Genomic DNA, 25,821 nt, shown 5'->3' with positions numbered 1-25,821 from the left:
CATCGTACGGCCCGCCCGTGGCCGCCCCGGCTCGGTCCGGTGCGCTGCGGCCCCCCGCCGGTCGGGAGCCCTCAGCTGCCGCCGGCCCGGATCAGGCCGGCCTCGTAGGCCAGCACCACGGCCTGCACCCGGTCGCGCAGCCCCAGCTTGGCCAGGATCCGGCCCACGTGGGTCTTCACGGTGGCCTCGGAGAGCCGCAGCCCGCCGGCGATCTCGCCGTTCGACAGGCCCTGGGCGACCAGCAGGAAGACCTCGCGCTCGCGCTCGGTCAGCGGCTCCAGGGCGGGCGGACCGGTGGGCGTCTGCGTGAGCGGCAGCACCTCGGCGAAGCGGTCGATCATGCGGCGGGTGGTGGTCGGGGCGACCACCGCGTCCCCGCCGTGCACCGAGCGGATCGCGGCGACCAGCTCGGTCGGCGGGACGTCCTTGAGCAGGAACCCGCTGGCGCCGGCCTTGAGCGCGGCGAAGGCGTACTCGTCCAGGTCGAAGGTGGTCAGGATGAGCACCTTGGGGGCGTCGGGGCGCGGGGTGCCGTCGGGTTCCAGGCAGATCTGCCGGGTGGCCTGCACGCCGTCCATCCGCGGCATCCGGACGTCCATCAGGATGACGTCCACCTCGGCGGTGCGCAGCACCTCCAGCGCCTGGGCGCCGTCGCCCGCCTCGGCGGAGATCTCGATGTCGCCCTGGGACTGCAGGACCATGCGGAAGCCGGTCCGCAGCAGTTCCTGGTCGTCGACGAGCATCACACGGATGGTCACTGGCTCTCCTGTCTCTGCGGGCGTCCGGCACCCGGCGGGCGGCGTCGCCCACCGGGTGCCGGACACCCTCACTTCGCGGTCTTGAGCGGCAGCACGGCCCGGATCCGGAAGCCGCCGCCGGGCCGGGGACCGGCGTCCAGGCTGCCGCTGACCATGCCGATCCGCTCGCGCATGCCGATCAGACCATGGCCCTGACCGTCCACGCCGCCGCGGGCCAGCTGTTCGTCGGTGCTGCCGCGCCCGTCGTCCTCGATCAGCACGTTCAGGTCGCGGTCGCCGAAGTCCACGGCGACCCGGGCGCTGGCGTTGGGACCACCGTGCTTGCGCACGTTGGTGAGCGCCTCCTGGACGATCCGGTAGACCGTCAGCTCGACCCCGCGCGGCAGCTCGCGGGCCTCGCCGGAGGTGGTGAACTCCACCGGCAGGCCCGCGGTGCGGACCTGCTCCAGCAGCTCCGGCAGCTCCTCGACGCTGGGCTGCGGCACGTACTCCTCGGCGGCGTCGGCGGTGCGCAGCACGCCCAGCAGGCGGCGCATCTCGACCAGCGCCTGCCGGCCGGTGGCGGCGATGGTGCCCAGCGCCTCCTTGGCCTGCTGCGGTGAGTTGTCCATCACGTAGGCCGCGCCGTCGGCCTGAACGATCATCACCGAGACGTTGTGCGCGACCACGTCGTGCAGCTCGCGGGCGATCCGGGCCCGCTCGGCGGCCACCGCGACCTTGGCCTGGGCGTCGCGCTCGCGCTCCAGGCGCTCGGCCCGGTCCTCCAGCTCGACCAGGTAGGCCCGCCGCACCCGGGTGAGCCGGCCCCAGGCCCAGCAGAGGATGAAGGGGCTGGAGAGCAGCAGGGCGACGAAGGACCGCTGCAGGAAACCGTGGCCGGCGTCGTTCGAGTCGTGGAAGACCAGCATGCTCAGCGGCCCGGCGACCAGGCTCCCGACCAGCGCCAGCCGCGAGGACCAGCGCGCGCCGAAGGCGGCCCCGGTGTAGACGAAGACCAGGTACCCGAGGGAGGAGGCGTCCGGGTCGACCCGCAGGACCACCTGGACGAGGCCGAGCGCCATGCCGACCGCCACCGTGAGGTCGGGCCAGCGCCGACGGACCACCATCAGGACGGCGATGATGCCCGAGACGGTGAAGTAGGCGATCCGCTGGAAGGTGCCGTCGGGGTAGTCGCTGACCAGCGCCAGGAAGAGCACGATGGACGCCCAGACGCCATCGACCACCAGGGGGTGTCCGCGAAGCCAGGCGTTGAGTCGATGCACGTGACCAGCCTAGGCAGTGCGAATGGCCGTTCCCGTCCGCCGGGAGAGCGATCCCTTCCTCGTCCGCAGGTCGGACCCCGGTAGCGTCTCGGCATGACCTGGATGCGCTGGCGACCCGCCATGGAGCAGGCCCTCTACGGGGTGGACGGCGGCTTCTACCGCAGGCCGGAGGGGCCGGCGGGCCACTTCCGCACCTCGGTGCACGCCTCGCGCCAGTACGCGCAGGCGGTGGGGCGACTGCTCCTGGAGGTGGACGAGGCGCTGGGCCACCCGGCCGAGATCGCCCTGATCGACGTCGGGGCCGGGCGCGGCGAGCTGGTCGGCGCGCTGGCCGGTCTGCTGCCCGGGCGGCTCACCGGGTACGGGGTGGAGCTGGCGGACCGGCCACCGGGCCTGCCGGCGCAGGTGCGCTGGACGGCGCGGGTGCCGGCCGGCTCGGTGGGCCTGCTCTTCGCCAACGAGTGGCTGGACAACGTGCCGCTGGAGATCGCCGAGGCGGACGACGACGGCGTGCTGCGCTACCTGGAGGTCGCGCCCGACGGCGCCGAGCGGCTGGGTGCCGTGCTGGAGGCCGAGGACGCCGCCTGGGCGGCGCGCTGGTGGCCGCAGGGGGAGCGCGTCGAGCTGGGCGCGCCCCGGGACGCGGCCTGGGCGGCGGCGGTGGGCGCGCTGGAGCGCGGGCTGGCGGTGGCCGTGGACTACGCGCACCACCGGGCCGAGCGCCCGCTCTTCGGGACGCTGACCGGCTTCCGGGAGGGCCGCGAGGTGCCGCCGGTCCCGGACGGCGGGTGCGACCTGACGGCGCACGTCGCGCTGGACGCGGTGGCGGTGCGCGGCGGGCAGGATGTCCACACCCTGTGGACAACCCAGCGCGAGGCCCTGCGCGCGCTCGGCGTGGACGGCGCCCGGCCGCCGCTGGCGCAGGCGAGCGGCGACCCGGCCGGCTACCTGCGCGCGCTGGCCGCGGCCGGTGAGGCGGCCGAGCTCACCGCGAGCGCCGGGCTCGGCGGCTTCGGCTGGCTGCTCCAGGCTGTCCGCATGCCGGTACCGCGCAGCCTGGCCGGGCTGGCGGGGTGGCAGACTCTGCAGGCATGAGCAGTCTGAAGGAGACCACCGTCGGCATCGGCGCGGGCGCCGAGCACACCGCGACCGACATGGTGCTGAACATCGGCCCGCAGCACCCGGCCACCCACGGCGTGCTCCGGCTCAAGCTGGTGCTCGACGGTGAGCGGATCGTCTCGGCCGAGCCGGTGATCGGCTACATGCACCGCGGCGCCGAGAAGCTCTTCGAGGCCCGGGACTACCGGCAGATCATCATGCTGGCCAACCGGCACGACTGGCTCTCCGCCTTCTCCAACGAGCTGGGCGTGGTGCTGGCCGTGGAGCGGATGCTGGGCATGGAGGTCCCCGAGCGCGCGGTCTGGATCCGGACCCTGCTCGCCGAGCTGAACCGGGTGCTCAACCACCTGATGTTCATCGGCTCCTACCCGCTGGAGCTGGGCGGCATCACCCCCGTCTTCTACGCCTTCCACAGCCGCGAGGAGCTCCAGCAGGTGCTGGAGGAGGCCAGCGGCGGGCGGATGCACTACATGTTCAACCGGGTCGGCGGCCTCAAGGAGGACCTGCCGGCCGGGTGGCTCGGCCGGGTGCGCGCGGCGGTCGCCGCCGTCCGCGCCCAGCTGCCGGTCTACCAGGACCTGGTGCTGGGCAACGAGATCTTCCGGGCCCGCACCGCCGGGGTGGGCGTGCTCAGCGCCGACCAGGCGCGCGGCTACGGGGTCAGCGGCCCGATCGCCCGGGCCTCGGGGCTGGACTTCGACCTGCGCCGCGACCAGCCCTACCTGGCCTACGGCGAGCTGCAGGACGTGCTCGACGTCACGGTCCGCACCGAGGGCGACTGCCTGGCCCGCTTCGAGTGCCTGCTGGACCAGGCGGCCAACTCGCTGGACCTGGCCGACGCCTGCCTGGACAAGCTGGCCACCCTGCCGGCGGGGCCGGTCAACCTGCGGCTGCCCAAGGTGCTCAAGGCCCCCGAGGGCGAGACCTACGCCTGGACCGAGAACCCGCTGGGGCTCAACGGCTACTACCTGGTCTCGCGCGGCGACAAGACGCCGTGGCGGCTCAAGCTGCGCTCGGCGTCCTTCAACAACATCCAGGTGCTCACCGAGCTGCTGCCCGGCACCCTGGTGGCCGACATGGTGGCGATCCTCGGCTCGATGTTCTTCGTGGTCGGGGACATCGACAAGTAGCGCCTACGGCTTCGGCTGCTTCTTGCCGCCCTTGCCCTCGCCCTTGTGCCCGCTCTTGCCCTCGTTCCTGCCCTCGCCCTTGGTCCCGGCCTTGGCCGTGCCCCTGGCGGCGGGCTTCGCCGGGTCCGCCGGGTGCGGGGCGAGCCGGCGGTCGCCCTTGGCCGCGATCCGCTGCTCGCACAGCTCGGCCAGCACCGCGTACGCCTCGGCGCCCATCAGCTCGGTGAGCTCGGGCCGGTAGCTGACGAAGACGGCGTCCGCGCCCTGGTGCGCCTCGGGGCTGCTGGTGCACCACCAGTGCAGGTCGTGGCCGCCGGGGCCCCAGCCGCGCCGGTCGTACTCGCCGATGGTCACCTGCAGGTAGCGGGTGTCGTCCGGCCGGTCGATCCAGTCGTAGGTGCGGCGCACCGGCAGCTGCCAGCAGACGTCCGGCTTGGTCTCCAGCGGCTCCTTGCCCTCCTGCAGCGCCAGCGTGTGCAGCGCGCAGCCCTCGCCGCCCGCGAAGCCGGGCCGGTTGAGGAAGATGCAGGCGCCGTCGACCCGGCGGGTCTGCCGGTCGCCGTCCTCGTCGAGCATGGTGACGCCGCCGTCGCGCACCAGCCGGCCCTTCTTGTCGGTGCCCTCGGCGTACAGCTGCCAGGTCTGCGGGGTGAGCCGGGCGGCGTGGCCCATCACCCGCTTCTCGTCGTCCTCGTCCGAGTAGTGCGCGCCCAGCGTGCAGCAGCCGTCGGAGTCACCGCGGCCGGGGCGGATGCCGTGGCAGCCCTTGCCGAAGATGCAGCTCCAGCGGGAGGTCAGCCAGGTCAGGTCGCAGCGGAAGACCTGCTCGTCGTCGGCGGGGTCGGCGAACTCGACCCAGGCGCGCGGGAAGTCCAGCCCGACCTCGGGGAGGGGCTTCTTGAGCTGGGGGGTGGGGATGTCGATGGCGGCCACCCGGCAAGGGTAGGGCAGCCGCCGCCGCGTGCGGGACAGCCGGCGGGTGCGGGCCGCCCGGTCAGTCGTGCAGGAACTCCTCCAGGGCGGTCGCGAAGGCCACCGGGATCTCGTACATCGGGTAGTGCCCGCTGCCCGGCAGCACCGTCAGGGTGGCCCGCGGGTAGTGGGTCAGCCAGGTGGCGCGCATCACCTCGGCGGTGAGCGCCAGGTCGTACTCGCCGACGAAGACCCGCACCGGCAGGTCGGCGCCGGCCACCTTCGCCGCGAAGTCCCGGGTGGTCCAGTCGGTGAGGTACGCGGCGAAGGCGTCCACGCGCGAGGTGGCGGTGGAGCGGGCGACCATCCGGTCCAGCCAGAGGGGGTTGGCCCGTTGCCCGGTGACCAGGTCGAGGATCGCGCGGCGGTTCTCCAGGCGGGTCGCGGCGCCGTGGAACAGGTCGTGGGCGTCGCCGTCCAGCGGGTAGGCCGAGGCCGGCACCGGGGCGATCCCGACCAGCTTGCGGATCCGCCGCGGCGCCTGGAGCAGCACCTGCTGCACCGCCTTGCCGCCCATCGAGTGGCCCACCAGGGAGAAGCGCTCCCAGCCCAGCTGGTCGGCCAGCGCCAGCACGTCCTGGGCGATCTCGGCGAGCGTGTAGGCGCCGGGCACCTCGGTGCGGTCGCCGTAGCCGCGGTAGTCCAGGAAGGCGTAGCCGAACGCCGACCTGTCCAGGTAGTCGAGGAACGGCCCCCAGCCCGCGGCGGTGCCGAACCAGTCGTGCAGCACGATCACCTTGTGCTCGCCGGCGCCCACCAGGCGGTGACTGATCGTCATGTCTCGCTGCTCCCAGGATCGATGCGGTCGGAAGGCGGGTGTCCCAGCCAGTCAGGCTGCCGTCCACCGGTGCCCATCCGCAATCGAACAGACGGGATTTCCCCAGGTGCCGTGGCGTAGCGTGGTGCGTTATGCGACTCGGTGTGCTCGACGTAGGTTCCAACACCGTCCACTTCCTCGTGGTGGACGCCCACCCCGGTGCCGCGCCCCTGCCCGCGTACTCGCACAAGGCGGAGCTGCGGCTCGCCGAGCTGCTCGACGAGCAGGGGGCGATCACCGAGGACGGGGTGCTGCGGCTGATCGGCATGGTCTCCTCCTCGCTGCGGGTGGCCGAGGACAAGGGCGTGGTGGACCTGCTCCCGTTCGCGACCTCGGCGGTGCGCGAGGCGGCCAACGGCGAGGCGGTGCTCAAGCGGGTGCAGGACGAGACCGGCGTCGAGCTGCAGGTGCTCTCCGGGCGCGACGAGGCGCGGCTGACCTTCCTGGCCGTGCGCCGCTGGTTCGGCTGGTCCTCGGGCCGGCTGCTGGACCTGGACATCGGCGGCGGCTCGCTGGAGATCGCCTGCGGGCTGGACGAGCAGCCGGACACCGCCGTCTCGCTCCCGCTGGGCGCAGGCCGGCTCACCGCCGCCTGGCTGCCGGGTGACGTGGCCGACCCGGAGGCGGTGCGCGGGCTGCGCCGGCACATCCGGGCCGAGATCGCGACCGTGGTGGGCGAGGTGGCCCGGCTGGGGCCGCCGGACCACGCGGTGGCCACCTCCAAGACCTTCAAGCAGCTGGCCCGGATGACCGGTGCGGCCCCCGCCGAGGCCGGCCCGCGGGTGCAGCGCAAGCTCAGCCGGGCCGGGCTGGCCGCCTGGGTGCCGCGGCTGACCACGATGACGGCCGCCGAGCGGGCCCGGATCCCCGGCGTCTCCGAGGGCCGGGCCCGCCAGCTGCTGGCCGGCGCCCTGGTGGCGGACGCGGCGATGGACCTGTTCGGGCTCGACGAGCTGGACATCTGTCCCTGGGCGCTGCGCGAGGGCATCATCCTGCGCCGGCTCGACGGGCTGGACGGGCCGGCCGTGCGCTGAGCCCCGGGCGCCCGGCCCGGCGCGACCGCCCGGGCCGACCCGACCGCCCGGACCGGCCCGACCGGCGCGAGCGACCCGCTGACCCCGGGCCGGTGCGGCCCCGCGCGGGCCCGGGGCCGCATACGCTGTTTCCCGTGGAGGACGAGGACCCGGCCGACGACCCCGGAGCCCGCCCGCGGCGCCGGACCGCGCGGATGGGCGGCGCCGGTGCGGCCCGCCCCCCGCGCCCCCCGCGGCTGCGGATCCCCCGCAAGGCCGCCGCCGCGCGCCCCGCGCCCCTGCTGCGCACCACCGACCGGCTGGTGCTGCCGCCGCGCCCCGCGCTGCACATCCCGGACACCAAGGTGGCGCTGTCCACCGCCTCGGTCTACCCCGACAACACCGCGATCGCCTTCGAGCTGGCCGCCGCCCTCGGGTACGACGGGGTGGAGGTGATGGTCTGGAACGATCCGATCAGCCAGGACCCGGACGCCCTGCGCGCGCTGGCCGACAAGCACCGGCTGCCGATCCTGGCGGTGCACGCGCCCTGCCTGCTGATCACCCAGCGGGTCTGGAGCACCGACCCGTGGACCAAGCTCAAACGGGCCCGGGCGGCCGCCGAGCGGCTCGGCGCGGACACCGTGGTGGTCCACCCGCCGTTCCGCTGGCAGCGCCAGTACGCCCGCGACTTCGTGCGCGGCATCGACCGGATGGCGGGCGAGACGGCGGTGCGCTTCGCGGTGGAGAACATGTACCCCTGGCGCTACAAGGACCGCGAGATGCTCGCCTACGCCCCCGGCTGGGACGTCACCGAGGAGGAGTACCGGCACTTCACCATCGACCTCTCGCACGCCGCCACCTCCCGGATCGACGCCTTCGCGATGGTCGACCGGATGGGCGAGCGGCTGGCCCACGTGCACCTGGCCGACGGCTCCGGCTCCGGCAAGGACGAGCACCTGATCCCGGGCCGCGGCAACCAGCCCTGCGCCGAGCTGCTGGAGCGCCTGGCCCGCACCGGGTTCGCGGGCCACGTGGTGCTGGAGGTCAACACCCGGCGCTCGGGCTCACCCGCCGAGCGGGAGGCCGACCTGGCCGAGGCGCTGGCCTTCACCCGGCTGCACCTGGCCACCGCCACCCGGGTAGGCTGATCCTTGAACGAACCACCGGGGAGGGTGAGATGACGGACGGTCGGCACCAGGCGCACGCGAGTTCCTTCGACACCGTGGCCGACGCCTACGACCGGGCCCGGCCGTCCTACCCCGACGCGCTGTTCGAGGCCGTCGAGCGCCTGGCCGGCCGCCCGCTGCGCGGCGCCGACGTGCTGGACGTGGGCGCCGGCACCGGCATCGCCACCCGGCTGCTGCAGGCCCGCGGCGCGCGGGTGGTCGCGGTGGAGCCCAGCGTGCAGATGGCGGCCCGGCTGCGGGAGAGCAGCCCCGGCACCCCGGTGGTCAAGGCGGTCGGCGACGAGCTGCCGTTCCACGACGCCAGCGCCGACCTGATCAGCTACGCCCAGGCCTTCCACTGGACCGACCCGGACCGCTCGATCCCCGAGGCGATCCGGGTGCTGCGCCCGGGCGGCGCGCTGGTGCTCTTCTGGAACCTCAAGGACCGCTCGGTGCCGTGGCTGGCCGAGCAGGAGCGCCGGCACGCGGCCGCGCTGCCCTCGTACCACTACTACGGGGTGATGAACGCCGTCACCGAGCCGCTGAGCCGCCACCCGCTGCGGGTCGCCGGCGCCCGGCTGCGCTGGGAGCGGACGATCACGGTGGACGAGGTGATCTGCGACCTGCGCTCCAAGTCGTACTTCGCGGTCGCCGAGCCCGAGCTGCGCGAGTCGGTGCTGGCCGACGACCGGGCGTGGCTGATGGGGCTGTTCCCCGACGGGCGGGTCACCGAGCCCTACACGGTGGACCTGACGGTGGCGGTCAAGGAGGCCTGACCAGGGCCTGACCAGGGCACGACCCGCGCTGACCGCCATGCGGACGGGGCGTCCGGCGGGCAGGACGGCGGCGTACGCTCGACTGTTACACCAGTCGGTCCTACCCACCCCGCAGGATGGAGAGCGCTGTGCCCGAGCTGAAGTCGCGTACGGTCACCCACGGTCGCAACATGGCAGGCGCCCGCGCGCTTCTGCGGGCCGCCGGCGTAGCCCGCGAGGACTTCGGCAAGCCGATCATCGCGGTGGCCAACTCCTTCACCGAGTTCGTGCCGGGCCACACCCACCTGCAGCCGGTGGGCCGGATCGTCTCCGAGGCGATCAAGGCGGCCGGCGGCATCCCGCGCGAGTTCAACACCATCGCGGTGGACGACGGCATCGCGATGGGCCACGGCGGCATGCTCTACTCGCTGCCCTCGCGCGACCTGATCGCCGACAGCGTGGAGTACATGGTCAACGCGCACTGCGCGGACGCGCTGGTCTGCATCTCCAACTGCGACAAGATCACCCCCGGCATGCTGATGGCCGCGCTGCGCCTGGACATCCCGGTGGTCTTCGTCTCCGGCGGCCCGATGGAGGCCGGCAAGGCGACCCTGGTGGACGGCACGGTGCGCCGGCTCGACCTGGTCAACGCGATCTCCGACGCGGTGAACGAGTCCGTCTCGGACGCCGACATCGCGATCATCGAGGAGAACGCCTGCCCCACCTGCGGCTCCTGTTCGGGGATGTTCACCGCCAACTCGATGAACTGCCTGACCGAGGCGATCGGCCTCTCGCTGCCCGGCAACGGCTCGGTGCTGGCCACCCACACCGCCCGCCGGGCCCTGTACGAGGACGCCGGGCGCACCATCGTGGAGATCACCGAGCGCTACTACCACCAGGACGACGCGTCGGTCCTGCCGCGCAACATCGCCACCCGCGCCGCGTTCGAGAACGCCATGGCGCTGGACATCGCGATGGGCGGCTCGACCAACACCATCCTGCACCTGCTGGCCGCGGCCCAGGAGGCCGAGCTGGACTTCGACATGCGGGCCATCGACGCCATCTCGCGCCGGGTGCCGTGCCTGTCCAAGGTGGCGCCGAACGGCAACTACTACATGGAGGACGTCCACCGGGCCGGCGGCGTGCCGGCGATCCTGGGCGAGCTCTACCGCGGCGGGCTGCTCAACGAGGACGTGCACACCGTGCACAGCGCCTCGCTCGCCGAGTGGCTCAAGACCTGGGACGTGCGCGGCGGCTCGCCCGCCCCGGCCGCCGTCGAGCTGTTCCACGCCGCGCCCGGCTGCGTCCGCTCGGCCACCGCCTTCTCGCAGTCCGAGCGCTGGGAGTCGCTGGACACCGACGGCGCGGGCGGCTGCATCCGCGCCGTCGAGCACGCCTACTCCGTCGAGGGCGGGCTGGCCGTGCTGTACGGCAACCTGGCCGAGGACGGCTGCATCGTGAAGACCGCCGGCGTGGACGAGTCGATCTGGACCTTCAGCGGGCCCGCCGTGGTGGTGGAGTCGCAGGAGGACGCGGTCGACGCGATCCTCACCAAGCGGGTCAAGGAGGGCGACGTGGTGGTGATCCGCTACGAGGGCCCCAAGGGCGGCCCGGGCATGCAGGAGATGCTCTACCCGACCTCCTTCCTCAAGGGCCGCGGCCTGGGCAAGGCCTGCGCGCTGATCACCGACGGCAGGTTCTCGGGCGGCACCTCGGGCCTGTCCATCGGCCACGTCTCCCCGGAGGCCGCCTCGGGCGGCACGATCGCGCTGGTGGAGGACGGTGACGTGATCTCGATCGACATCCCCGGCCGCACCGTCCAGCTGGAGGTCTCCTTCGAGGAGCTGCACGAGCGTCGGCTGAAGCTGGAGAGCGGGACCGGCTACCGTCCGGCGAACCGCGAGCGCCAGGTGAGCCAGGCGCTGCGGGCGTACGCGGCGATGGCCACCTCGGCCGACAAGGGCGCGGTGCGCGACGTCGGCAAGCTGGGCTGACCGGGCCCCGCATCGTCCCGGGATCGGGACGATGCGGGGATAATCGGACCTGTGACCGACGCGAGCTCCCCCGCCCCCGAGCCCATCCGATTCTTCGGAACCACCTGGGTGGCCCACGGCGCCGCCTACTGGCTGCGGCGGGTGGGGGTCTCGCTCGGCGCCCTGCTCACGGTGGCGGCCGGCGCGCTGGTGCTGCGCTTCGCGGTGGGCGGGGTGCGGATCTCGCAGTCCGGCGGCTTCGTCACCTGGCTGCTGGTGGCGGCCATCGCGCTCTGCTCCTTCCTGGCCGCGCTGCGGACCTGGAAGGTGCTCGCCGAGGGCCCCGAGGCGCTCACCGGCTGGATGGCCGAGGACAAGTCGCTCGGCGCGGTCTGGCTGATCGGCTGCGTGGGCGCGGCCGCCGCGTACTTCGCCCGCAGCCTGCTGGAGGCGCCCGGCGAGGGCGTGCACCGGGCGGCCTGGGAAGCGGCGAGCGCCCGGTACGACGAGCGCGGTGGCTCGCGGTCCGGGCGCCCGGGCAAGAAGCGCAGGAAGAAGTAGCTCAGGTGCGGGAGACGTGCCCGCACCCGCCGCCGCCGTCCGGCAGCGGCTTGCTGCGGTCGTACGGGTCGGTGGTGGGGCCGGTGCCCGGGCTCCGGTCGGGCAGGTCGTTGTCGGGGAAGGCCGGCTGCAGCCAACCGTCGCCCATCTCGCAGTAGTTGCCCGCCATGTCGTTGCGGCCCTCGGCGAAGACGATCTTCCCGGGGTCCACGTCGTAGTGCTGCGGGTCGTAGAACCGGAAGTCCTGGACCCGGCGGACGATCTCCCGGGTGACCTCGGTGGTCGCGCCGGGCTGGAACAGGGCCACCGACTGGGGGTTGGTGGTGCTCCGCGGGGTGGCCGAGCCCTGGGGGACCGGCTGGTACCGGTCGGGGCCGGGGACCAGCGCGTAGACGAAGCTGTAGTCGGTGTGCACCAGCACCCCGTGCTTGCCGTCGCCCTCGAAGGTGATCCGGCCCTGCAGCTTGATCTCCGGCACGGCCAGTACGGCGGTGCGGGCGTTGAAGCGGCTCATCCAGGTGGTCGGGTCGTGCTGCGGGTCCGGGTGGGCCAGCGCCGACCCGAGCTCGGCGCGCTCCTGGGAGTCCAGCAGGTCGAGCACCTGCCGGGTGGCGCCACCGGAGACCACGGCCGGGTCCAGGTTCGCCGTCACCAGGTACTGCTTGACCAACTGGAGCTGGGCCGCCACCTGGTCCTGGTCGAACACCCCGGTGGCCTGGGCCGGCGGCACCTCGATGGCGTCCGCACCGCTCGGGTAGCTCTCGGCCGGCGAGCCGAGCCAGGGCTGGGCCACGGTGGGCGTCTGCGGGGCCTGGGTGGTGGGCGCGGCGGTGGGGGCGGCGCTCTCGGGAGCCTGGGTGGAGGGTGCCGGACGCGGGCCGGCGGGCGCGGCGACGGGGGCCGGGACGCCGTCGTCCTGCGAACCGGCGCCGAAGTGGCTGCCGTACCAGGCGTGCAGCCCGTTGACGTTCAGCGCGGCGGCGGCCACGGCGACCGCGAGCAGCACGTAGAGCGGGGTCTGCCAGTTGCGCGAGCGGCTGCGGCGGTTGCCCCAGGGGTCGACCGCCTTCGCGCGACGGCCGAAGCGGCGGCGGCGGATCTCGGTGGGCGGGCGCCAGGCGGTCTCCTGCGGCGGCCGGCGCTTCCAGCGGGCGGTGAGCATCCGGGCGCGCCCGGACTGCTCCTTGACGGTGGCACCCCGGATGAAGTCCTCGTCCAGGACGAGGTCGGCGAACGGGTCGGGCTCCTCGGTGGAGGGCTTCGGTTCGGGGTCTTCGGCTATCGGCACGCGGTCAGTATGCAGATCGCGCCCAGCAGTTCGCACACCGGGCGGCCGTTCTGCGGCGGCCCGGTGTGCGTTCTGTGCGGATAGCTCCCGACCTGTCGTCGCCCACCGGCCGGCGGGCGGATCAGGCGCTGCGGCGTGCGGCCTTCACCGACCCGACCACCCCCGCGATGACCAGCAGGATCCCGGCCGGCAGCAGCGAGGTGAAGAGCGCCCCGAACAGGCCCCAGCTCCCCAGGATGCTCAGCGCCAGGGTGTTGAGCACCAGCAGCGCCGCACTCGCCGGCAGGGCGGCCTGCCAGGGGTGCGCGTCCGCCCAGCGGCGCAGCCGCCGGTCGCCGGTGTCCTTGCGCAGCTGGCCGCCGACGGTGCCGACCAGGAAGAAGAAGAACAGTGCCAGCCCGGCCGGTCCGGCCAGGATGCTGGTCGTCCAGTGTCCGGTCAGGACATCCACCCCCAGCGCCGCACCGCCCACCACCGCGCCCACCACCGCGGCCGAACGCCACGGTCCGGTGGATGCCGAGGCGACGGCCAGCTGCCGGTTCTCGCGTCGCGACAAATCCTCGTGTCCCATGCCTCCACGGTGCTCCTCGCGGGGCCGTGGTGCCAGGGGATCGATCCCTGACCTTTCCCCTACTGGGAGCCCCGTGGCCGTGGGCCCGCGGCGCCCGCCGACGCGGCGTCCGCCGACTGGACGCCACCCGGGCCGGGCCCGGGCCGGGTGCGAGGATGGGCGCAGTACCGTCGCGGTGATCAAGGAGCAACGCCATGGCCAGTAGCGTCGTCCACCCCCAGCGGATCGCCTTCCTGGGCACCGGCAAGATCGGTGAGGCCCTGCTGTCCGGTCTGTTGCGCGCGGGCAAGCATCCCGCCGACGTCCTGGTCACCGCGCGCCGCCCCGAGCGGGCCGCCGAACTGGCGGCCCGGTACGGCGTGCGGGCGAGCACCAACCGCGAGGCGGCCAAGCTCGCCGACACCCTGATCCTGGCCGTGAAGCCGCAGGACATGGGCACCCTGATGGAGGAGCTGGGCCCGCACGTGCGCGCGGACCGGCTGGTCATCTCGGCCGCGGCCGGCATCCCCACCCGCTGGTTCGAGGCCCGGCTGCCGGCCGGCACGCCGGTGGTGCGGGTGATGCCCAACACGCCGGTGCTGGTCGACGAGGGCATGAGCGTCATCTCGGGCGGCTCGCACGCCTCCGAGGAGCACCTGCTGCGCACCGAGCAGATCTTCCAGTCGGTCGGCCAGGCGCTGCGCCTGCCGGAGGCCCAGCAGGACGCGGCCACCGCGCTCTCCGGCTCGGGGCCGGCCTACTTCTACTACCTGGTCGAGGCGATGACCGACGCGGGCATCCTGCTCGGTCTGCCCCGGCAGGTGGCGCACGACCTGATCGTGCAGTCGGCGATCGGCGCCTCGGTGATGCTGCGCGACTCCGGCGAGCACCCGGTCAAGCTGCGCGAGGCGGTCACCTCGCCGGCGGGCACCACCATCGCGGCCATTCGCGAACTGGAGAACCACGGGGTGCGCGCGGCGCTGCTCGGCGCGCTGGAGGCGGCCCGGGACCGCTCGCGCGAGCTGGCCTCCGGCGGCAAGTAGCGGGCGGGCGGCGGCAGTCGGCGGATCGCGCGGCGGGGACGGCCGGCACGGCGGGCACGGCCGGCGCGCGGTGCCGGGGTGGCTGACGCGGGTTCAGTCCTGGTCGGGCCGGCGCTGGTCGGAACGCGGCTGCTCGGGCAGGACCGGGCGGGCCGGTCCGGTCAGGCCGCCGCCGCCGCTCCCGCCGCGCCGCCGCCGGCGCGGCCGGTGCGGCATGAGCTCGCGCTGGCCGCGGCCGGTGTCGGCGGCGCGCACCAGCGGGATCCGCGGGGGGAAGGCGAGCACGGTGGCCTGCGCCGCGGGGTCGTCCGGCACCGCGTCCGCGTCCGCATCCGGGGTCCGGCCGTCATCGGACGGTGACGGCGGCTGCGAGCGGGCGGTCTCGGGCGCCGGTACGGGGTGGACGCCCTGGTGCGCCGCGTAGCGCAGCGCGTCCTGCCAGCCCTCGGCGTACGCGCGCTCGCGCACCCGGTCCAGCTCGTCGCGGCCGGCCACCAGGTAGCCGCTCGGCAGGCTCTGCTCGACCAGGACGGCCAGCAGCCGGTTGACCACGGCCGGCGAGAGCCGCAGGCCGAGCTCACCGGCGGGGTCGACGGAGGCGAGGCGGCCGAGCAGGGCGAGGAGGGTGGGGTCCTCCTCGCCGCCCGGCGGTCGCGGGGGCCGTTCCCCGTCTGCCTGCTTCTTCTGCCCCGCCACGTGCTGACGCCTCTCGCCCCACCGGCCTCAGCCCGCCGCGAGCCGCCGTGTGGTCGTGCGTGCCACCCCACTGTCGCGCCCCGTGCCCTGCTCGGTACCCGGCTCCTCCGGTGTGAACTGCTGGGCGACCTTGATGAACATCTCACGCCGGTCGTCCGGGATCCCCAGTGCCTGTGCGACCTGTTCCAACGTCATCCGCGCGACGGTGGATCCGTCGCCGGCCGCGGTGGTGGCGACCCCCACCGCAGGGTAACCGACCGGGTTCGGAAGATCTTGTTCGGTCAGCTTGCCGGACCGGATCAGGATCTCGCGGACCGGGATGTCCAGTGCCCGGGCGATGCCGCGCATGGTGTCCAGGTCGGGCATGCTCTGACGCTGCAGCAGCCGGGTGACCGCGGCCCGGTGCACCCCGGCGTCCTCGGCCAGCTTGGACTTGCCGCCGCCGCGCGGGCTGTCGATGTCGTACCCACGGGCGCGCATGAGTTCCTCGACCCATGCTGCGAACCGTTCGATGTCATTGCCTTGGGGCATCATCAGTGGTTTGCCTCCCTCCACCTGTCGCGCATCGCGGCTTCAGGTTACCGCGCGCTCGCGCACGCAATGTCACGTTTGGCCCAAGCGAAGGTGACTTTTTGCCTTAAAGGGGCATCCGAGTAGGCCAGTTAGGCCAGATAAGCGGCCTGTAGCGGGGCCGTATCGGGGGAGCGGCAGGCGGATCCAATGAGCTTGCGAGCGCGTGCGCAACGACGCAAGATAGGTGCGCGCACGCAACATGCCTGTGGCGGCGCCCTTCCGACACCAGGAGGACCCGCGTCATGACCACGCCCCGCACCCAGCCCCGAGGCGAGGACCTCCCCGACTGGCGGCTCCTGGCGGCCTGCGCCGGCCTGCCGGCCCGCACGGTCTTCGCCACCCGTCTCCAGCAGGCCGGCCCCGCGCTGGGCCGCTGCGCCCGCTGTCCGGTGGACCGCGAGTGCCTGGCGGTCGTCGAGCCCGCGCACTCCTGGTTCGACGGCGTCTGCGGCGGATCGCTCTGGCGCAACGGGCGCGCGGTCGCGGGCGCGGCGGCGGCCGGCTGACCGGGGGCCGGGGCAGTGCTCCGGCCCCGGCCCACCGCACCACCGGCTTTTCTCAGTTCACACACAGGGGGACCATCCACATGACCGCACCGTCTGCCTTCGCCGGCCGCCACGCCGCCCGCGCGGCGCTCTGGCTCGACATCCTGGGCCGCCAGTTCCCCGAGCTCCTGGAGGAGCTCGTGCCCGGCCGCCCCGGCGCCCCGTCCCGTATCGCCGCCCCGCTGACGAGCGCCGCGCTGGCCGCCCGGGCCGAGCGGGACCGCGAGGAGCGCGCCGCCGCCCACTGGAACGAGCGGCACGGCCTGGAGGCCGCCGGCGGCGGCGCGGCGCCGGTCAACCTGCACGTCTCGGACGCGATCCGCGACATCACCGACGGGGTGGTGGAGTTGGAGGAGGCCATCTGGGAGAAGCTGCGGCTGGGCCGGCCGCGCCGCGCGGACGTGCCGGCCCGCATCGAGCGGATCCTCGCGCTGCTGGAGCGGGTCGCCGGCCAGCCGGTGCTGGCCGCCCACGTGCTGGACGAGAGCCGGCGGATGGCGCGCCGTTGCGCGAGCGCCCTCGGCGAGAGCGACGCGCTGGTCCGGGTGCGCGGGCGCTGCCCCTGGTGCGACTCCGTCTCGCTGCGGGCCTTCCCGGCCTGGCGGGCGGTGCTCTGCGTCAACCCGGGCTGCCGGTGCACCGACGAGGAGTGCGGCTGCGCGGTCAACCCGGGCCAGCGGCACAGCTGGCAGGAGACCTCCTGGGGCCAACTCGCCCTGGACGCCGGGGTGGACGAGGCCGCGCTGCCCGCGCTGGTGGCCAACGCCGAGGCCGAGCCCGCGCCGTGGGCGGGCGCCGGGGCGTGCGCGGAGGCGGGCCGATGAGCGCCGCCGCCCTGGGGGCCGCGCTGCCGGCCGGTCCGGCCCTGGTCACCGCTCTGATCGCGGCGGCCGAGGTGGAGGTCGCGCCGGCCACCATCCGCAAGTGGGTGCAGCTGGGCCACCTGGCCGCCGCCGGCCGCCGCGGCCGGGCGCTGCTCTTCCGCCTGGAGGACGTCTTCGCCGCCGAGCGGGCCACCCGCCGCCGGCACGAGTACTCCTGACCCACCGGCGAACTGATCGACCGTCAACTCCGTGCCCCTGTCGCGCCCTGTGCGCGGCAGGGGCACCGTGCTGTCCGGGGCGGCCCGGAGAACTCGTGCCCCGAATAAGTTGCGCTCGCGCGCGCACTCGGTCACGATAGGTGCAGCGGCGGAGCTGTGCCCCCCACCGGGGAGCGCGGATCCGCCGTTTCGCATGGGGCGGTCGAGCCCGTGCGGGTGTACGGCCTCCCTCCCTCGCATCGCACCGAGAACCGGGGCCCCTGGCACCCCGCGCGGCCCGACCGCCCCACGCCACCGCACCCCTGAGCCCCGGTCCGATAGAGAGGAGCAGCACCATGACCGTTGCCCCCACCGTGTTCCCGGACGCCGAGCGCGTCATCGTCGACTTCCTGCGCAACCGCACCGAGTTCGCCTCGGCCACCGTCGACAACAAGCCGCCCGCCGGGTTCGACGGCACCCAGGCCGTCGTCCTGGTCTCGCGCACCGGTGGTGTCTGGATCGACGACCAGCACCTCGACCTCCCGCAGGTCGACCTCGAGGTGTACGGGCCGGACAAGACCAGCGCGCACGCGCTGATCCTGCTGGCCCGCGCCGCGGTGCTGCAGCTGCGCGGCACCGCGTACGGCACCGCGCAGATCCTCGACGTCGTCGAGACCGACGGGCCGCGCTGGCTGCCGGACTACAACCGCCCGGCCGGCAACCGCTACCGCAACACGGTGCGGCTGACCGTCCAGCCGGCGTAGCACCGCCGCACCCAGCGCCGCACCGCTGCACCCCACCGCTCCACCCGCTCGACCCCCCCCGCGAGCGCCCGCTTCGGCGCGCTCGCCCCTGATCGGGCCCCGTCCACCGGACGGGGCCTTCGTCGTTCCCGGACCCGGGAGCGGCATCCGCACATCACCGAGGAGTACACATGGCAGGCGCCAACGCTGGTGAGATCCGCGTCGCAGGCAGTGGCCGCATCCTGGTCGCGCCGGTCGGCACCACCGCCCCCGTCGACACCACCGCCGCCTGGGGCGCGGCCTGGCTCGACCTGGGCTACACGTCCACCGACGGCATCAAGGTGACCAAGAAGGACAAGATCGAGCCGGTCCACACCTGGCAGTCCGGCAGCACCGCGCGGCTGATCTACGCGGAGCGCGACCTCAAGGTCAAGTTCCAGATGCTGCAGGTCAACGGTGAGACCCTGCCGCTCTTCCTGGGCGGGGACTCGCTGGCCCAGACCGCCCCGACCTCGGGGATCTACCAGTACAACATGGCCACCGGCCCGGTCAGCAACGAGAAGGCGCTCGGCATCGAGTTCACCGACGGCTCGGCGATCATCTACCGCTTCATCATCGCCCGCGGTCAGGTCACCGACACCGAGGACCTGGCGCTGAGCCGCACCGCCGCCATCAAGCTCGGTGTCACCTTCACCGCGCTGGCGACGGACGACACCAAGCCGCTGGCCACCATCCTGATGGCCGACAAGGGCCTGGGCGACTGAGCCCCGGCCGCCAGCGGCCGCCCCACTCCGGGCCCCTTGTGACGAGGGGCCCGCAGGGCCCGGGAGCACCGCGCTCCCGGGCCCTGCCCCTTCCGCTGCCCACCCCCACTCCCGAAGGAGTACTCGCATGGCCGGCTTCAACGTCAACGCCGCCCGCGCCCAGCGCCTGGAGGCGCTCGGCCGCACCTGGACCTTCGAGCTCGACGGCGACGTCTTCGAGCTCCCCACCGAGCTGACCCGCCGCACCGCGCGCAAGCTCGCCGCGCTGGACGACAACGACATCGACGGCCTGCTCAAGCTGCTGGTCGGCGACGCGCAGTTCGAGCGCCTGGACCGGCACGACCTGACCATGCAGGACGTCGCCGCGATCCTCGAGGCCTACGGCACCGAGACCGGGCTCGGCCTGGGGGAAGGCTGAGCCTCGGCGCGTTCGTCGACGAACACGCCGAGGCCCTGGAAGCGGATCTGCTCAAGCACTACGGCGTGGACCTGCTCGACTGGCACCGCGGCCGGCTCTCCTCACGCCGGCTCGTGGTGCTCGTCAAGCACCTCCCACGCGACGGCGCCCTCAACCGCGAGCTGCACGGCGAGGCCGCCGACTGGTCCGTGACGGACCATCTGCTCGCCTCCGCCGTCGACCACCTGGCGGTGGCCAACTGGATGTTCGCCGCCGTCAACCGTGACGAGGACGCCGAGCCGATGGACCCGCCGGAGCCGCTGGTGCGGCCGGGTCTCCCCTCGCCGGACCGGGACCCCGCAGAGCCGGCCGGGCCGCCCGTGGTCCCGCCGTCCGGGCAGCCGGAGACCGCGACCGGGCCGTCCGCCGCCGAACTGGCCGGATTCTTCGGGTGAGTCCGCAGCCGCAGTACCCCGAGAACGGAGTCAGCCATGGAGAGCTACACCCCGGTCCAGCCCAACATCCCCAACCTGATCGACCTCTTCGAGAACAGCGGGTTCGTCGCCGGACTGCGTAAGTGGATCAAGGAGAACGTCGCGCTGAACCCGGTTGCCGCCAGTGCGCAGTACGCGCAGGCGAGCGCCCAGGTGGTCTACACCCAGAACCAGCTGGTCAGCATCAACGGCGACCCGATCAACCTGAACCTGCACGGCATCTCGATCATGGGCCAGGAGTTCAAGCAGGCCCCCTGGAACAAGCCGATCAACGACTTCCTCGCGCGCTTCAAGGGCAGCGAGCAGTTCAAGGCGGCCGAGAAGGAGCGGGAGTACGTCGCCCTGGTGGCGAAGGTGGACCGCACCGAGCTGGGGGTCTCCCGGCTGCAGGACTCCTGGTTCAAGGGCCGCTCCGAGCTCACCGAGAAGCTCAGCAAGAAGCTGCCGAAGGCCACCGCCCAAGAGCTCTACATGACCAAGGAGGCGGCCAGGGTCGACCTTCTCAAGAAGGCCGACCTGGTCCGGGTCGTGGAGCTGGAGACCCGCCTGAAGCTGGCGGCCGAGGCGATCCAGCACCGGGTCGGCGCCGCCGGCTCCCCGGCCACGGGTGACCACGAGGACCTGGCCCGCACCCGCCAGGACGTCGACCACCTCAGGACCGCCGTGCGCGAGCTCGCCGAGGCCTTCGACTGACCCGGTGGCCTGCGTGTCGGGCCGCCCGGCGCCCGCACCCTCGAGCGGCTCGACCCCGTTGACCGACCCACCTCTGACCGACTCACCTCCGGACGGCTGCCGATGTCATCCCTGAAATCCGCGATCTCCAGTTCCACCACCGCCCTCACCAACTTCCAGGCCGCCGCGACCCGGGCGGCCGCCGGTCTGGGCAGGATCAAGAGCGAGGCCGGCGGTGCCGCCGCGCCGCTCGACCGGGTCAAGACCGCCGCGTCCGACGCGGAGCGCAACGTCACCAAGATGGGCGCGGCCGGCGCCACCGGCGGCGGCCTGATGGGCCGCTTCAAGCAGGGCCTGGGCCTGGCCGAGGGCGGCATGAAGGGCCTCAACGGCGCGATGAAGGGCAACCTCATCGGCCTGCTGCTGATGCTGCTCGCGCCGCTGATCCAGAAGATCATCGACATGGCCATGCAGTCGAAGACCATGCAGAAGGTCATGGAGGTCTGCTTCAAGGCCATCCACACCGTGATCGACACCGTGATGAAGGCGATCGGCCCGATCATGAAGACCGCCGGCGACCTGATCGCCAAGGTCTGGGGCGGCATCAAGACCGCCATCGAGACGGTGGTCAGCTGGATCTGGACCGCGATCCAGTTCTACTTCAACGCGTACCGCACGGTCATCGAGACCGTCCTGCACGTGGTGCTCTCGGTGGTCTCCACCGTCTGGAACACCATCTGGGGCACCATCTCCGGGGTCCTGGACCGGATCAAGAGCGTCACCTCCGGTGCGTTCAACGCCGTCAAGGACGCGCTGAGCAGCGCCTGGAACGCGCTCTCGGGCATCGCCTCGGCCGCCTTCCAGAACGTGCTGGGCGCGGTGAAGACCCCGCTGAACGCGGTGATCGGGCTGATCAACAGCGCGATCGGGGCGATCAACGGGATCCACATCGACATCCCGTCCTGGGTGCCGGGGATCGGCGGCAAGGGCTTCGGGGTGCACATCCCGACCATCCCGATGCTCGCCAACGGCGGCATCATCGCCCCCTCGGCCGGCGGCACGCTCGCGCTGATCGGTGAGGGCGGCCAGCACGAGGCCGTCATCCCGCTGGACCGCCTCGACCGGATGCTCGCCTCCGGCGGCCCGGGCGGCGCGCTGAACCGGCTCGCCGCGGCCATGGAGGCGCTCGCCGCCCGCCCCGTGCTGGTCCAGGTCGACTCGCAGACCATCGCCCGCGCCACGATGGCCGGCCAGCGCCAGCTCGTGCGCCGCTGACCTCTCGCCACACCGGCGGAAAGGAGAAACGTCATGCCCCACAACCTGTGGATCGGCCGCCCGGGATCGCTTCGGGAGATCACCCAGGCCGCGAAGAGCTGGGACCGCAGCGCCGACCTCGGCGTCACGGAGTTCCGCTCGCTCGCCGGGCGGGCCACCGTGGTGGCCACCCCGAAGGCCGTGCGGCGCACCAAGTACAGCTGGGAGTCGCTCGACCAGGCCACCGCCACCTTCCTCGACCGGCTCGCCCGGCGGATCGACGGGCCGGGGCCGATCGCGCTGATCGACCCGGCCGCGGTCAACCTGCTGGAACCGGGCCAGGTCTCGGGCACCGCCCGGCCGGGCAGCGGCGGCCAGAACCAGTGGTTCGTGCTGGCCAACAGCACCGGCGCGATCGTCGAGTCGACCACGGTGCCCGGGGCCTTCGGCTTCCAGTCCACCGCCGTCACCAGCATGTTCGGCTGGCGCCACCCGGTCTGGGTGGGCGTGCCGGTGATGCCCGGGATGACGGTCTCGTTCCTGCTGCCCGGCGGGTTCCCGGCCGCCACCGCGGCCGCCCAGCTCGACTTCAAGGCGGCCGACGGCAGTTACCTGAGCTCGGCGGTCGCCACCGGCCTGCTGGTGGGCGCCGTCGTCCCGGCCGGCGCCGCCTTCGTCACCCCGGTCGGCAAGGCCGGCGCGGTCGCCAGCTACTCGCTGGCCGGCGCCTGCCTGACGATCGGCGGCGACGTGCCCGCCGCGGGCCTGGCGGGCGACGGCTGCCCGGGAATGTCGATCACCGGCTACACCGACAGCAGCGCCAGCCGGCTGCCGTACCGCAACGTCTCGCTCGACCTGCTGGAGGTGGGCAGTGCAGTCGGATGACCAGCCGTTGCGCTCCGCCCTGCAGGCGGGCGAGCGCAGTTACGGCCACGGCACCCGGCTGGGCGGCGCGGACTTCTCGTACCAGGTGCAGTCCTGGCGGGTCGACCGGGCCTACACCACCGACCTGCCGGCCGCGATGCGCGCCTTCACCGGCAGCTCGGCCGCCCAGCTGGACCTGGAGCTGACCGGCGCCTACGGGGTGGCCGCGCCCGCGCTCTACTCGCCGTGGGCACCGCGCGAGAGCGGGGACGCGGCCCGCCCGGGCCAGTCCGTGGTGCAGACCACGAGCCTGAACACCGGCCGGCAGCTGCCGGTCTTCCGCGGCACGGTGCGCAGCCGCAGCGCCGACTCGGGCACCGACACCGTGCAGATCACCGCCCTGGACGGGGCCGAGCGGCTGCGCGGACCGGCGGCGCTGCCCCGGCCGTACGCCGGGTTCGTGGCGCAGCGGCCGATCGCCAGTGCCACCTGGTGCGTGGACGAGCTGCTGCGCCAGGCCGGCATCCTCACCTGCCCGCCGGTGCGCGAGGGCCGCGACACCGGTCCGATCACCGGCAACGCGCTGACCCTGGTGCACGCCTCGCTGCACGGCGGCTTCGCGGCCGCCTACGGCACGCCGCTGACGCTGCCGGACCAGACCCAGTACACCTGGAGCCGGGCGGCCGCGCCGTACGAGATGGCGGTGCTGCCCAACAAGCCCGGGCTGACCATGGCCTGGGCGCCGCGCTCGCGGCTGGTCGCGCCGGGCGGCTCGATCCTGCTGGAGGCGAGCGTCAACACGCTCAAGGCCGCGCCGGGCGGGCGGATGCTGTACCTCAAGGCGGTGCTGGACCGCCAGGGCACCGACTTCGGCTCGGTGCAGATGTCCTTCGACGCCACCACCGGCACGGTCGCTGCCTGGTCCGGCACCTACGGGAAGTCCGGTGGTGTCAGCGCCAGTTGGAGCTTCCCGCAGCTGGTCGCCCAGCCCGGTGTCTGGCACCTGGGGGCGATCGTGGACACCGAGTGGGCGGTGGTCGGCAGCGTCTACGACGGCAGTGGTGAGTGGGTCAGCAATCCGGTCACCGTCTTCCCCGTGCTGCGTGGGCCCGACGGCGTGGTGCTGATCGGTGGCGGCTCCCAGCTCGGCTCCTCGGCGGCGGACAACCAGCCCGACGCCGAACTGCACCGCGTCGAGGTGGTCACCGACTTCGCCACCGAGTGCGTCCAGGTCAGCCAGGGGTACACCGCCGACTACCACGGCGACGACTTCGAGCTGGACTGGACCAAGGGGGCGACCCTGGACGACGTCACGCTGCCGCTCTACAGCATCCCGGCGGTCTCCGGCAGCCAGTGGGACGTGATCGGCCAGATCGCCGCCGCGGCCCTGGGCACGGCGGAGTTCGACGAGTCGGGGATCTTCCGCTGGCGCAACCACACGCGCTTCCTGGCCCCGCCGACCCACGCCCAGCGCACCGTCACCTCGGTGGGCGACATCGCCTCGCTCACCGTCGCGGAGGAGATCGACGCCTGCCGCAACTACTGCGTCCAGCCCTACCAGGACTGGTCGCAGGTGAGCTACCAGACCGCCACGGTGCTGGCCGACCCGCTGGTGCGCGCGATCGCCTCCGGTCAGACCTACACGGTCAGTTACCCGTTCGACGAGCAGGAGTACGACGTCCTGGCGCCCCTGGTGGACGACGACACGACGCCGGTCACCGACGGCACGACCGTGCTGCGCTTCGCCGCCACCAACGCGGCGAACGCGGCGCCGGTCAAGGGCCGGGTGGAGACCGAGATCGACCGCTCCAACGGCAGTCTGACGCTCACCATGCGCAGCTGGGCGCGGAGCAACGCGGTCTACACGGTCGCCAAGGCCGGCGCCGGCTCGATCAACCTGGTCACCCGCAAACCGGTCAACGACCCGGTGGTGCGCCAGGCGGTGGGCCTGGACCCGGACCCCAACAAGTACAGCGAGCACACCTACGGGCGCCAGCAGTACACGGCGCAGGCCAGTGACTGGGTGCAGGACGCCGCGGCCGCGCAGAGCCTGGCGGACACGCTGGTGCGCGCCGGGCGCTACCCGGTCCCGCTCTACAGCAACGTCGAGGTGCTCTACGACCCCCGGCTCCAACTCGGCGACGTCATCGAGTTGGTGGACTACTCGGGCGCCTACCTGGACCAGCTCGCCTGGGTGGTCGGCAACACCGTGGAGGCGGCGAACGACGGGACCGTCAAGCAGACCCTGACGCTGCGCGGCGCCAGCTACAACGGCGGGCCGGCCAGCAGCTCGCTCGCCCCCGAGAGCCCGGCCGACCCCGCGCTGCGGCGTGACCGGACGTACGCCCAGCTGGGTACCAGGTTCGCCGGCTACCGCGACCTGACCGGTGTGGGCGGCAACTACCGCGACCTCTGGTCGCGCTGACCCCGACAGGAGCCCTTCATGACGACCCCCGCCCCCGCCCCCGCGCCCACCCCGGTCACCCTGGACGCGACCCAACTGGCCACGCTGGCCGGTGCGCTGGCCGGCCAGCTGGCCCTGCTGCTGATGGTCCGCGACCCGGCGCCGGTGCCGGTCGGCACGCCGATCGGCACGAGCCAGGGGCCGGACGGCGCGAGCGCCGGCACGGTGTCCACCGCCGATCCGCAGTTCCCGCCGCCGGCCCCCGCGCCGGCCCCCGACCCCGCCCCGACCCAGAGCGCCCCCGGAGCCACCTCGTGAAGCAGACCCCGCTGACCCAACTGCCCTACCCCGAGGCCACCGACGTGGTCGACGTACCCACCCATCTGCAGCTGCTCGCCACGGCGTTGGACTCGCGGGTCTACCTGCGCTTCGACAGCACGGCGCTGCGCGACGCGGCCATCACCGCGCCGCAGGCCGGCCAGCTGGCGCTGATCACCGGCAACGGTTTCAGCTACTACACCGGCACCGCCTGGGTCTGGGTGCAGGACCGCCCGATGGCGATCCTCACCGTCACCACGCCGCAGGCCGCGCCGGCCTCCGGCGCCACGGCCGCCACCGCCCTGCAGTTCGACACCGCGGTGATCGACACCGCCGGCGGTCACGTCAACGCCAGCGCGAGCCGCTACACCTGCCAGGCCGGCCAGGGCGGCTGGTACTGGGTGCGCTCGTCGGTCTGCTGGGCGCCCAACGCGACCGGCAACCGGGTGATGTCGCTCTCGGTCAACGGCACCCCGGTCCCGTACGCGCAGACCCAGGGCCCGGCCAGCGCGGTGGCCAACTGGACGCTCACCGACCTGAACTCGCACGTCTTCCTGAAGCCGGGCGACTACCTGGAGACCTTCGTCGGCCAGAACTCCGGCGCCGCGCTCGCGATCGTGGCCGCGGGCACCAGCATGCAGGTCCGCCAGGTCCACGGCTGACCGTCCC

29 protein-coding genes are annotated in these 25,821 nt (G+C 73.5%); 21 read left to right on the top strand and 8 right to left on the bottom strand.

Going from position 1 to position 25,821, the window contains the following annotated elements:
- Positions 1-71: 71 nt before the first annotated feature.
- Together ABD323_RS04915 and ABD323_RS04910 are read right to left on the bottom strand one after the other, a co-directional pair.
- Positions 72-758, bottom strand: coding sequence for a response regulator transcription factor (locus ABD323_RS04915; RefSeq protein WP_344439589.1), 687 nt, complete (start codon positions 756-758; stop codon positions 72-74).
- 68 nt (positions 759-826) lie between these two features.
- Positions 827-2,020 carry a sensor histidine kinase gene (locus ABD323_RS04910; protein ID WP_344439587.1) on the bottom strand — a complete coding sequence of 398 codons (1,194 nt, stop codon included), beginning with the start codon at positions 2,018-2,020 and terminating at the stop codon, positions 827-829.
- 93 nt (positions 2,021-2,113) lie between these two features.
- Here ABD323_RS04910 and ABD323_RS04905 point away from each other — a divergent pair, with 93 nt between their 5' ends.
- Together ABD323_RS04905 and ABD323_RS04900 are read left to right on the top strand one after the other, a co-directional pair.
- The gene (locus tag ABD323_RS04905; protein ID WP_344439582.1) at positions 2,114-3,115 is read left to right on the top strand and encodes an SAM-dependent methyltransferase; all 1,002 of its coding nucleotides are present in this window, start codon (positions 2,114-2,116) and stop codon (positions 3,113-3,115) included.
- 5 nt (positions 3,116-3,120) lie between these two features.
- Complete coding sequence (locus tag ABD323_RS04900) at positions 3,121-4,269, top strand: NADH-quinone oxidoreductase subunit D (protein WP_344439640.1); 1,149 nt, start codon at positions 3,121-3,123, stop codon at positions 4,267-4,269.
- A 3-nt stretch (positions 4,270-4,272) separates the two neighbouring features.
- Here ABD323_RS04900 and ABD323_RS04895 read toward each other — a convergent pair whose 3' ends face one another.
- Positions 4,273-5,202, bottom strand: coding sequence for a DUF3109 family protein (locus ABD323_RS04895; protein WP_344439580.1), 930 nt, complete (start codon positions 5,200-5,202; stop codon positions 4,273-4,275).
- 61 nt (positions 5,203-5,263) lie between these two features.
- Positions 5,264-6,019, bottom strand: coding sequence for an alpha/beta fold hydrolase (locus ABD323_RS04890; protein WP_344439578.1), 756 nt, complete (start codon positions 6,017-6,019; stop codon positions 5,264-5,266).
- A gap of 131 nt (positions 6,020-6,150) precedes the next feature.
- Between ABD323_RS04890 and ABD323_RS04885 the strand changes: the two genes are divergently transcribed.
- The 5 genes from ABD323_RS04885 to ABD323_RS04865 all read left to right on the top strand — a co-directional run bounded on the left by ABD323_RS04885 (position 6,151) and on the right by ABD323_RS04865 (position 11,526).
- Entirely contained in the window at positions 6,151-7,092 is a 942-nt protein-coding gene (locus ABD323_RS04885; protein WP_344439576.1) for a Ppx/GppA family phosphatase, read from the top strand.
- Between the two features lie 323 nt (positions 7,093-7,415).
- Positions 7,416-8,219, top strand: a complete 804-nt coding sequence (locus ABD323_RS04880) for a sugar phosphate isomerase/epimerase family protein (RefSeq protein WP_344439638.1) — start codon at positions 7,416-7,418, stop codon at positions 8,217-8,219.
- Between the two features lie 29 nt (positions 8,220-8,248).
- On the top strand, positions 8,249-9,013 hold the full coding sequence (locus ABD323_RS04875; RefSeq protein WP_344439574.1) for a class I SAM-dependent methyltransferase: 765 nt from the start codon (positions 8,249-8,251) through the stop codon (positions 9,011-9,013).
- Between the two features lie 128 nt (positions 9,014-9,141).
- Positions 9,142-10,986, top strand: coding sequence for a dihydroxy-acid dehydratase (gene ilvD, locus ABD323_RS04870; RefSeq protein WP_344439572.1), 1,845 nt, complete (start codon positions 9,142-9,144; stop codon positions 10,984-10,986).
- A 51-nt stretch (positions 10,987-11,037) separates the two neighbouring features.
- Entirely contained in the window at positions 11,038-11,526 is a 489-nt protein-coding gene (locus ABD323_RS04865; protein ID WP_344439570.1) for a hypothetical protein, read from the top strand.
- A 1-nt stretch (position 11,527) separates the two neighbouring features.
- Here ABD323_RS04865 and ABD323_RS04860 read toward each other — a convergent pair whose 3' ends face one another.
- Positions 11,528-12,814 carry an SCO2583/SCO2584 N-terminal domain-containing protein gene (locus tag ABD323_RS04860; RefSeq protein WP_344439568.1) on the bottom strand — a complete coding sequence of 429 codons (1,287 nt, stop codon included), beginning with the start codon at positions 12,812-12,814 and terminating at the stop codon, positions 11,528-11,530.
- A 121-nt stretch (positions 12,815-12,935) separates the two neighbouring features.
- The gene (locus tag ABD323_RS04855; protein WP_344439566.1) at positions 12,936-13,385 is read right to left on the bottom strand and encodes a hypothetical protein; all 450 of its coding nucleotides are present in this window, start codon (positions 13,383-13,385) and stop codon (positions 12,936-12,938) included.
- 194 nt (positions 13,386-13,579) lie between these two features.
- On the opposite strand from ABD323_RS04855, the gene proC reads away from it, so the two are divergent.
- On the top strand, positions 13,580-14,407 hold the full coding sequence (proC, locus tag ABD323_RS04850; protein WP_344439564.1) for a pyrroline-5-carboxylate reductase: 828 nt from the start codon (positions 13,580-13,582) through the stop codon (positions 14,405-14,407).
- A 93-nt stretch (positions 14,408-14,500) separates the two neighbouring features.
- Here the strand turns inward: proC and ABD323_RS04845 are convergent, their stop codons facing one another.
- Positions 14,501-15,103 carry a hypothetical protein gene (locus ABD323_RS04845; protein WP_344439562.1) on the bottom strand — a complete coding sequence of 201 codons (603 nt, stop codon included), beginning with the start codon at positions 15,101-15,103 and terminating at the stop codon, positions 14,501-14,503.
- Positions 15,104-15,130: 27 nt separating this feature from the next.
- Positions 15,131-15,583 carry a helix-turn-helix domain-containing protein gene (locus ABD323_RS04840; protein WP_344439560.1) on the bottom strand — a complete coding sequence of 151 codons (453 nt, stop codon included), beginning with the start codon at positions 15,581-15,583 and terminating at the stop codon, positions 15,131-15,133.
- Positions 15,584-15,918: 335 nt separating this feature from the next.
- Here ABD323_RS04840 and ABD323_RS04835 point away from each other — a divergent pair, with 335 nt between their 5' ends.
- From ABD323_RS04835 to ABD323_RS04775, 13 genes are all read left to right on the top strand, one after another.
- On the top strand, positions 15,919-16,182 hold the full coding sequence (locus ABD323_RS04835) for a WhiB family transcriptional regulator (protein ID WP_344439558.1): 264 nt from the start codon (positions 15,919-15,921) through the stop codon (positions 16,180-16,182).
- Between the two features lie 80 nt (positions 16,183-16,262).
- Positions 16,263-17,045 carry a hypothetical protein gene (locus tag ABD323_RS04830; protein ID WP_344439556.1) on the top strand — a complete coding sequence of 261 codons (783 nt, stop codon included), beginning with the start codon at positions 16,263-16,265 and terminating at the stop codon, positions 17,043-17,045.
- Positions 17,042-17,263: a hypothetical protein gene (locus ABD323_RS04825; RefSeq protein ID WP_344439554.1), complete on the top strand. Its 222-nt coding sequence runs from the start codon at positions 17,042-17,044 to the stop codon at positions 17,261-17,263. Before ABD323_RS04830 ends, ABD323_RS04825 begins: the two co-directional genes overlap by 4 nt.
- Positions 17,264-17,598: 335 nt before the next feature.
- Entirely contained in the window at positions 17,599-18,006 is a 408-nt protein-coding gene (locus tag ABD323_RS04820; RefSeq protein WP_344439552.1) for a hypothetical protein, read from the top strand.
- Positions 18,007-18,176: 170 nt separating this feature from the next.
- Entirely contained in the window at positions 18,177-18,749 is a 573-nt protein-coding gene (locus ABD323_RS04815) for a phage tail tube protein (RefSeq protein WP_344439550.1), read from the top strand.
- A gap of 127 nt (positions 18,750-18,876) precedes the next feature.
- Positions 18,877-19,167: a hypothetical protein gene (locus tag ABD323_RS04810; RefSeq protein WP_344439548.1), complete on the top strand. Its 291-nt coding sequence runs from the start codon at positions 18,877-18,879 to the stop codon at positions 19,165-19,167.
- A gap of 65 nt (positions 19,168-19,232) precedes the next feature.
- Entirely contained in the window at positions 19,233-19,601 is a 369-nt protein-coding gene (locus ABD323_RS04805) for a hypothetical protein (RefSeq protein WP_344439546.1), read from the top strand.
- A 36-nt stretch (positions 19,602-19,637) separates the two neighbouring features.
- The gene (locus ABD323_RS04800) at positions 19,638-20,333 is read left to right on the top strand and encodes a hypothetical protein (protein WP_344439544.1); all 696 of its coding nucleotides are present in this window, start codon (positions 19,638-19,640) and stop codon (positions 20,331-20,333) included.
- A gap of 102 nt (positions 20,334-20,435) precedes the next feature.
- Positions 20,436-21,587: a phage tail family protein gene (locus tag ABD323_RS04795; protein WP_344439542.1), complete on the top strand. Its 1,152-nt coding sequence runs from the start codon at positions 20,436-20,438 to the stop codon at positions 21,585-21,587.
- A gap of 33 nt (positions 21,588-21,620) precedes the next feature.
- Positions 21,621-22,451 (top strand): hypothetical protein, encoded by an 831-nt coding sequence (locus tag ABD323_RS04790; protein WP_344439540.1) that lies wholly within the window; start codon positions 21,621-21,623, stop codon positions 22,449-22,451.
- A complete protein-coding gene (locus ABD323_RS04785) occupies positions 22,438-24,855 on the top strand; it encodes a hypothetical protein (protein WP_344439538.1) in 2,418 nt (805 codons plus the stop codon). Before ABD323_RS04790 ends, ABD323_RS04785 begins: the two co-directional genes overlap by 14 nt.
- An 18-nt stretch (positions 24,856-24,873) precedes the next feature.
- Positions 24,874-25,152 carry a hypothetical protein gene (locus ABD323_RS04780; RefSeq protein WP_344439536.1) on the top strand — a complete coding sequence of 93 codons (279 nt, stop codon included), beginning with the start codon at positions 24,874-24,876 and terminating at the stop codon, positions 25,150-25,152.
- Positions 25,149-25,814 carry a hypothetical protein gene (locus tag ABD323_RS04775; protein ID WP_344439534.1) on the top strand — a complete coding sequence of 222 codons (666 nt, stop codon included), beginning with the start codon at positions 25,149-25,151 and terminating at the stop codon, positions 25,812-25,814. Before ABD323_RS04780 ends, ABD323_RS04775 begins: the two co-directional genes overlap by 4 nt.
- Positions 25,815-25,821 lie beyond the last annotated feature (7 nt).

This window comes from Kitasatospora nipponensis, assembly GCF_039528135.1.
In the GTDB taxonomy this organism is placed as follows: domain Bacteria; phylum Actinomycetota; class Actinomycetes; order Streptomycetales; family Streptomycetaceae; genus Kitasatospora; species Kitasatospora nipponensis.
This window is presented reverse-complemented; position numbering and strand designations above follow the sequence as displayed.

What these genes read in the sequence shown, in the direction of transcription:
- ABD323_RS04820 (WP_344439552.1), top strand. Translation starts at nt 17,599, where the DNA reads ATGACCGTTGCCCCCACCGTGTTCCCGGACGCCGAGCGCGTCATCGTC.
- ABD323_RS04905 (WP_344439582.1), top strand. Translation starts at nt 2,114, where the DNA reads ATGACCTGGATGCGCTGGCGACCCGCCATGGAGCAGGCCCTCTACGGG.
- ABD323_RS04790 (WP_344439540.1), top strand. Translation starts at nt 21,621, where the DNA reads ATGCCCCACAACCTGTGGATCGGCCGCCCGGGATCGCTTCGGGAGATC.
- ABD323_RS04840 (WP_344439560.1), bottom strand. Translation starts at nt 15,583, where the DNA reads ATGCGCGCCCGTGGGTACGACATCGACAGCCCGCGCGGCGGCGGCAAG.
- ABD323_RS04780 (WP_344439536.1), top strand. Translation starts at nt 24,874, where the DNA reads ATGACGACCCCCGCCCCCGCCCCCGCGCCCACCCCGGTCACCCTGGAC.
- ABD323_RS04875 (WP_344439574.1), top strand. Translation starts at nt 8,249, where the DNA reads ATGACGGACGGTCGGCACCAGGCGCACGCGAGTTCCTTCGACACCGTG.
- ABD323_RS04835 (WP_344439558.1), top strand. Translation starts at nt 15,919, where the DNA reads ATGACCACGCCCCGCACCCAGCCCCGAGGCGAGGACCTCCCCGACTGG.
- ABD323_RS04825 (WP_344439554.1), top strand. Translation starts at nt 17,042, where the DNA reads ATGAGCGCCGCCGCCCTGGGGGCCGCGCTGCCGGCCGGTCCGGCCCTG.
- ABD323_RS04890 (WP_344439578.1), bottom strand. Translation starts at nt 6,019, where the DNA reads ATGACGATCAGTCACCGCCTGGTGGGCGCCGGCGAGCACAAGGTGATC.
- ABD323_RS04830 (WP_344439556.1), top strand. Translation starts at nt 16,263, where the DNA reads ATGACCGCACCGTCTGCCTTCGCCGGCCGCCACGCCGCCCGCGCGGCG.
- proC (WP_344439564.1), top strand. Translation starts at nt 13,580, where the DNA reads ATGGCCAGTAGCGTCGTCCACCCCCAGCGGATCGCCTTCCTGGGCACC.
- ABD323_RS04815 (WP_344439550.1), top strand. Translation starts at nt 18,177, where the DNA reads ATGGCAGGCGCCAACGCTGGTGAGATCCGCGTCGCAGGCAGTGGCCGC.
- ABD323_RS04800 (WP_344439544.1), top strand. Translation starts at nt 19,638, where the DNA reads ATGGAGAGCTACACCCCGGTCCAGCCCAACATCCCCAACCTGATCGAC.
- ABD323_RS04810 (WP_344439548.1), top strand. Translation starts at nt 18,877, where the DNA reads ATGGCCGGCTTCAACGTCAACGCCGCCCGCGCCCAGCGCCTGGAGGCG.
- ABD323_RS04795 (WP_344439542.1), top strand. Translation starts at nt 20,436, where the DNA reads ATGTCATCCCTGAAATCCGCGATCTCCAGTTCCACCACCGCCCTCACC.
- ABD323_RS04885 (WP_344439576.1), top strand. Translation starts at nt 6,151, where the DNA reads ATGCGACTCGGTGTGCTCGACGTAGGTTCCAACACCGTCCACTTCCTC.
- ABD323_RS04855 (WP_344439566.1), bottom strand. Translation starts at nt 13,385, where the DNA reads ATGGGACACGAGGATTTGTCGCGACGCGAGAACCGGCAGCTGGCCGTC.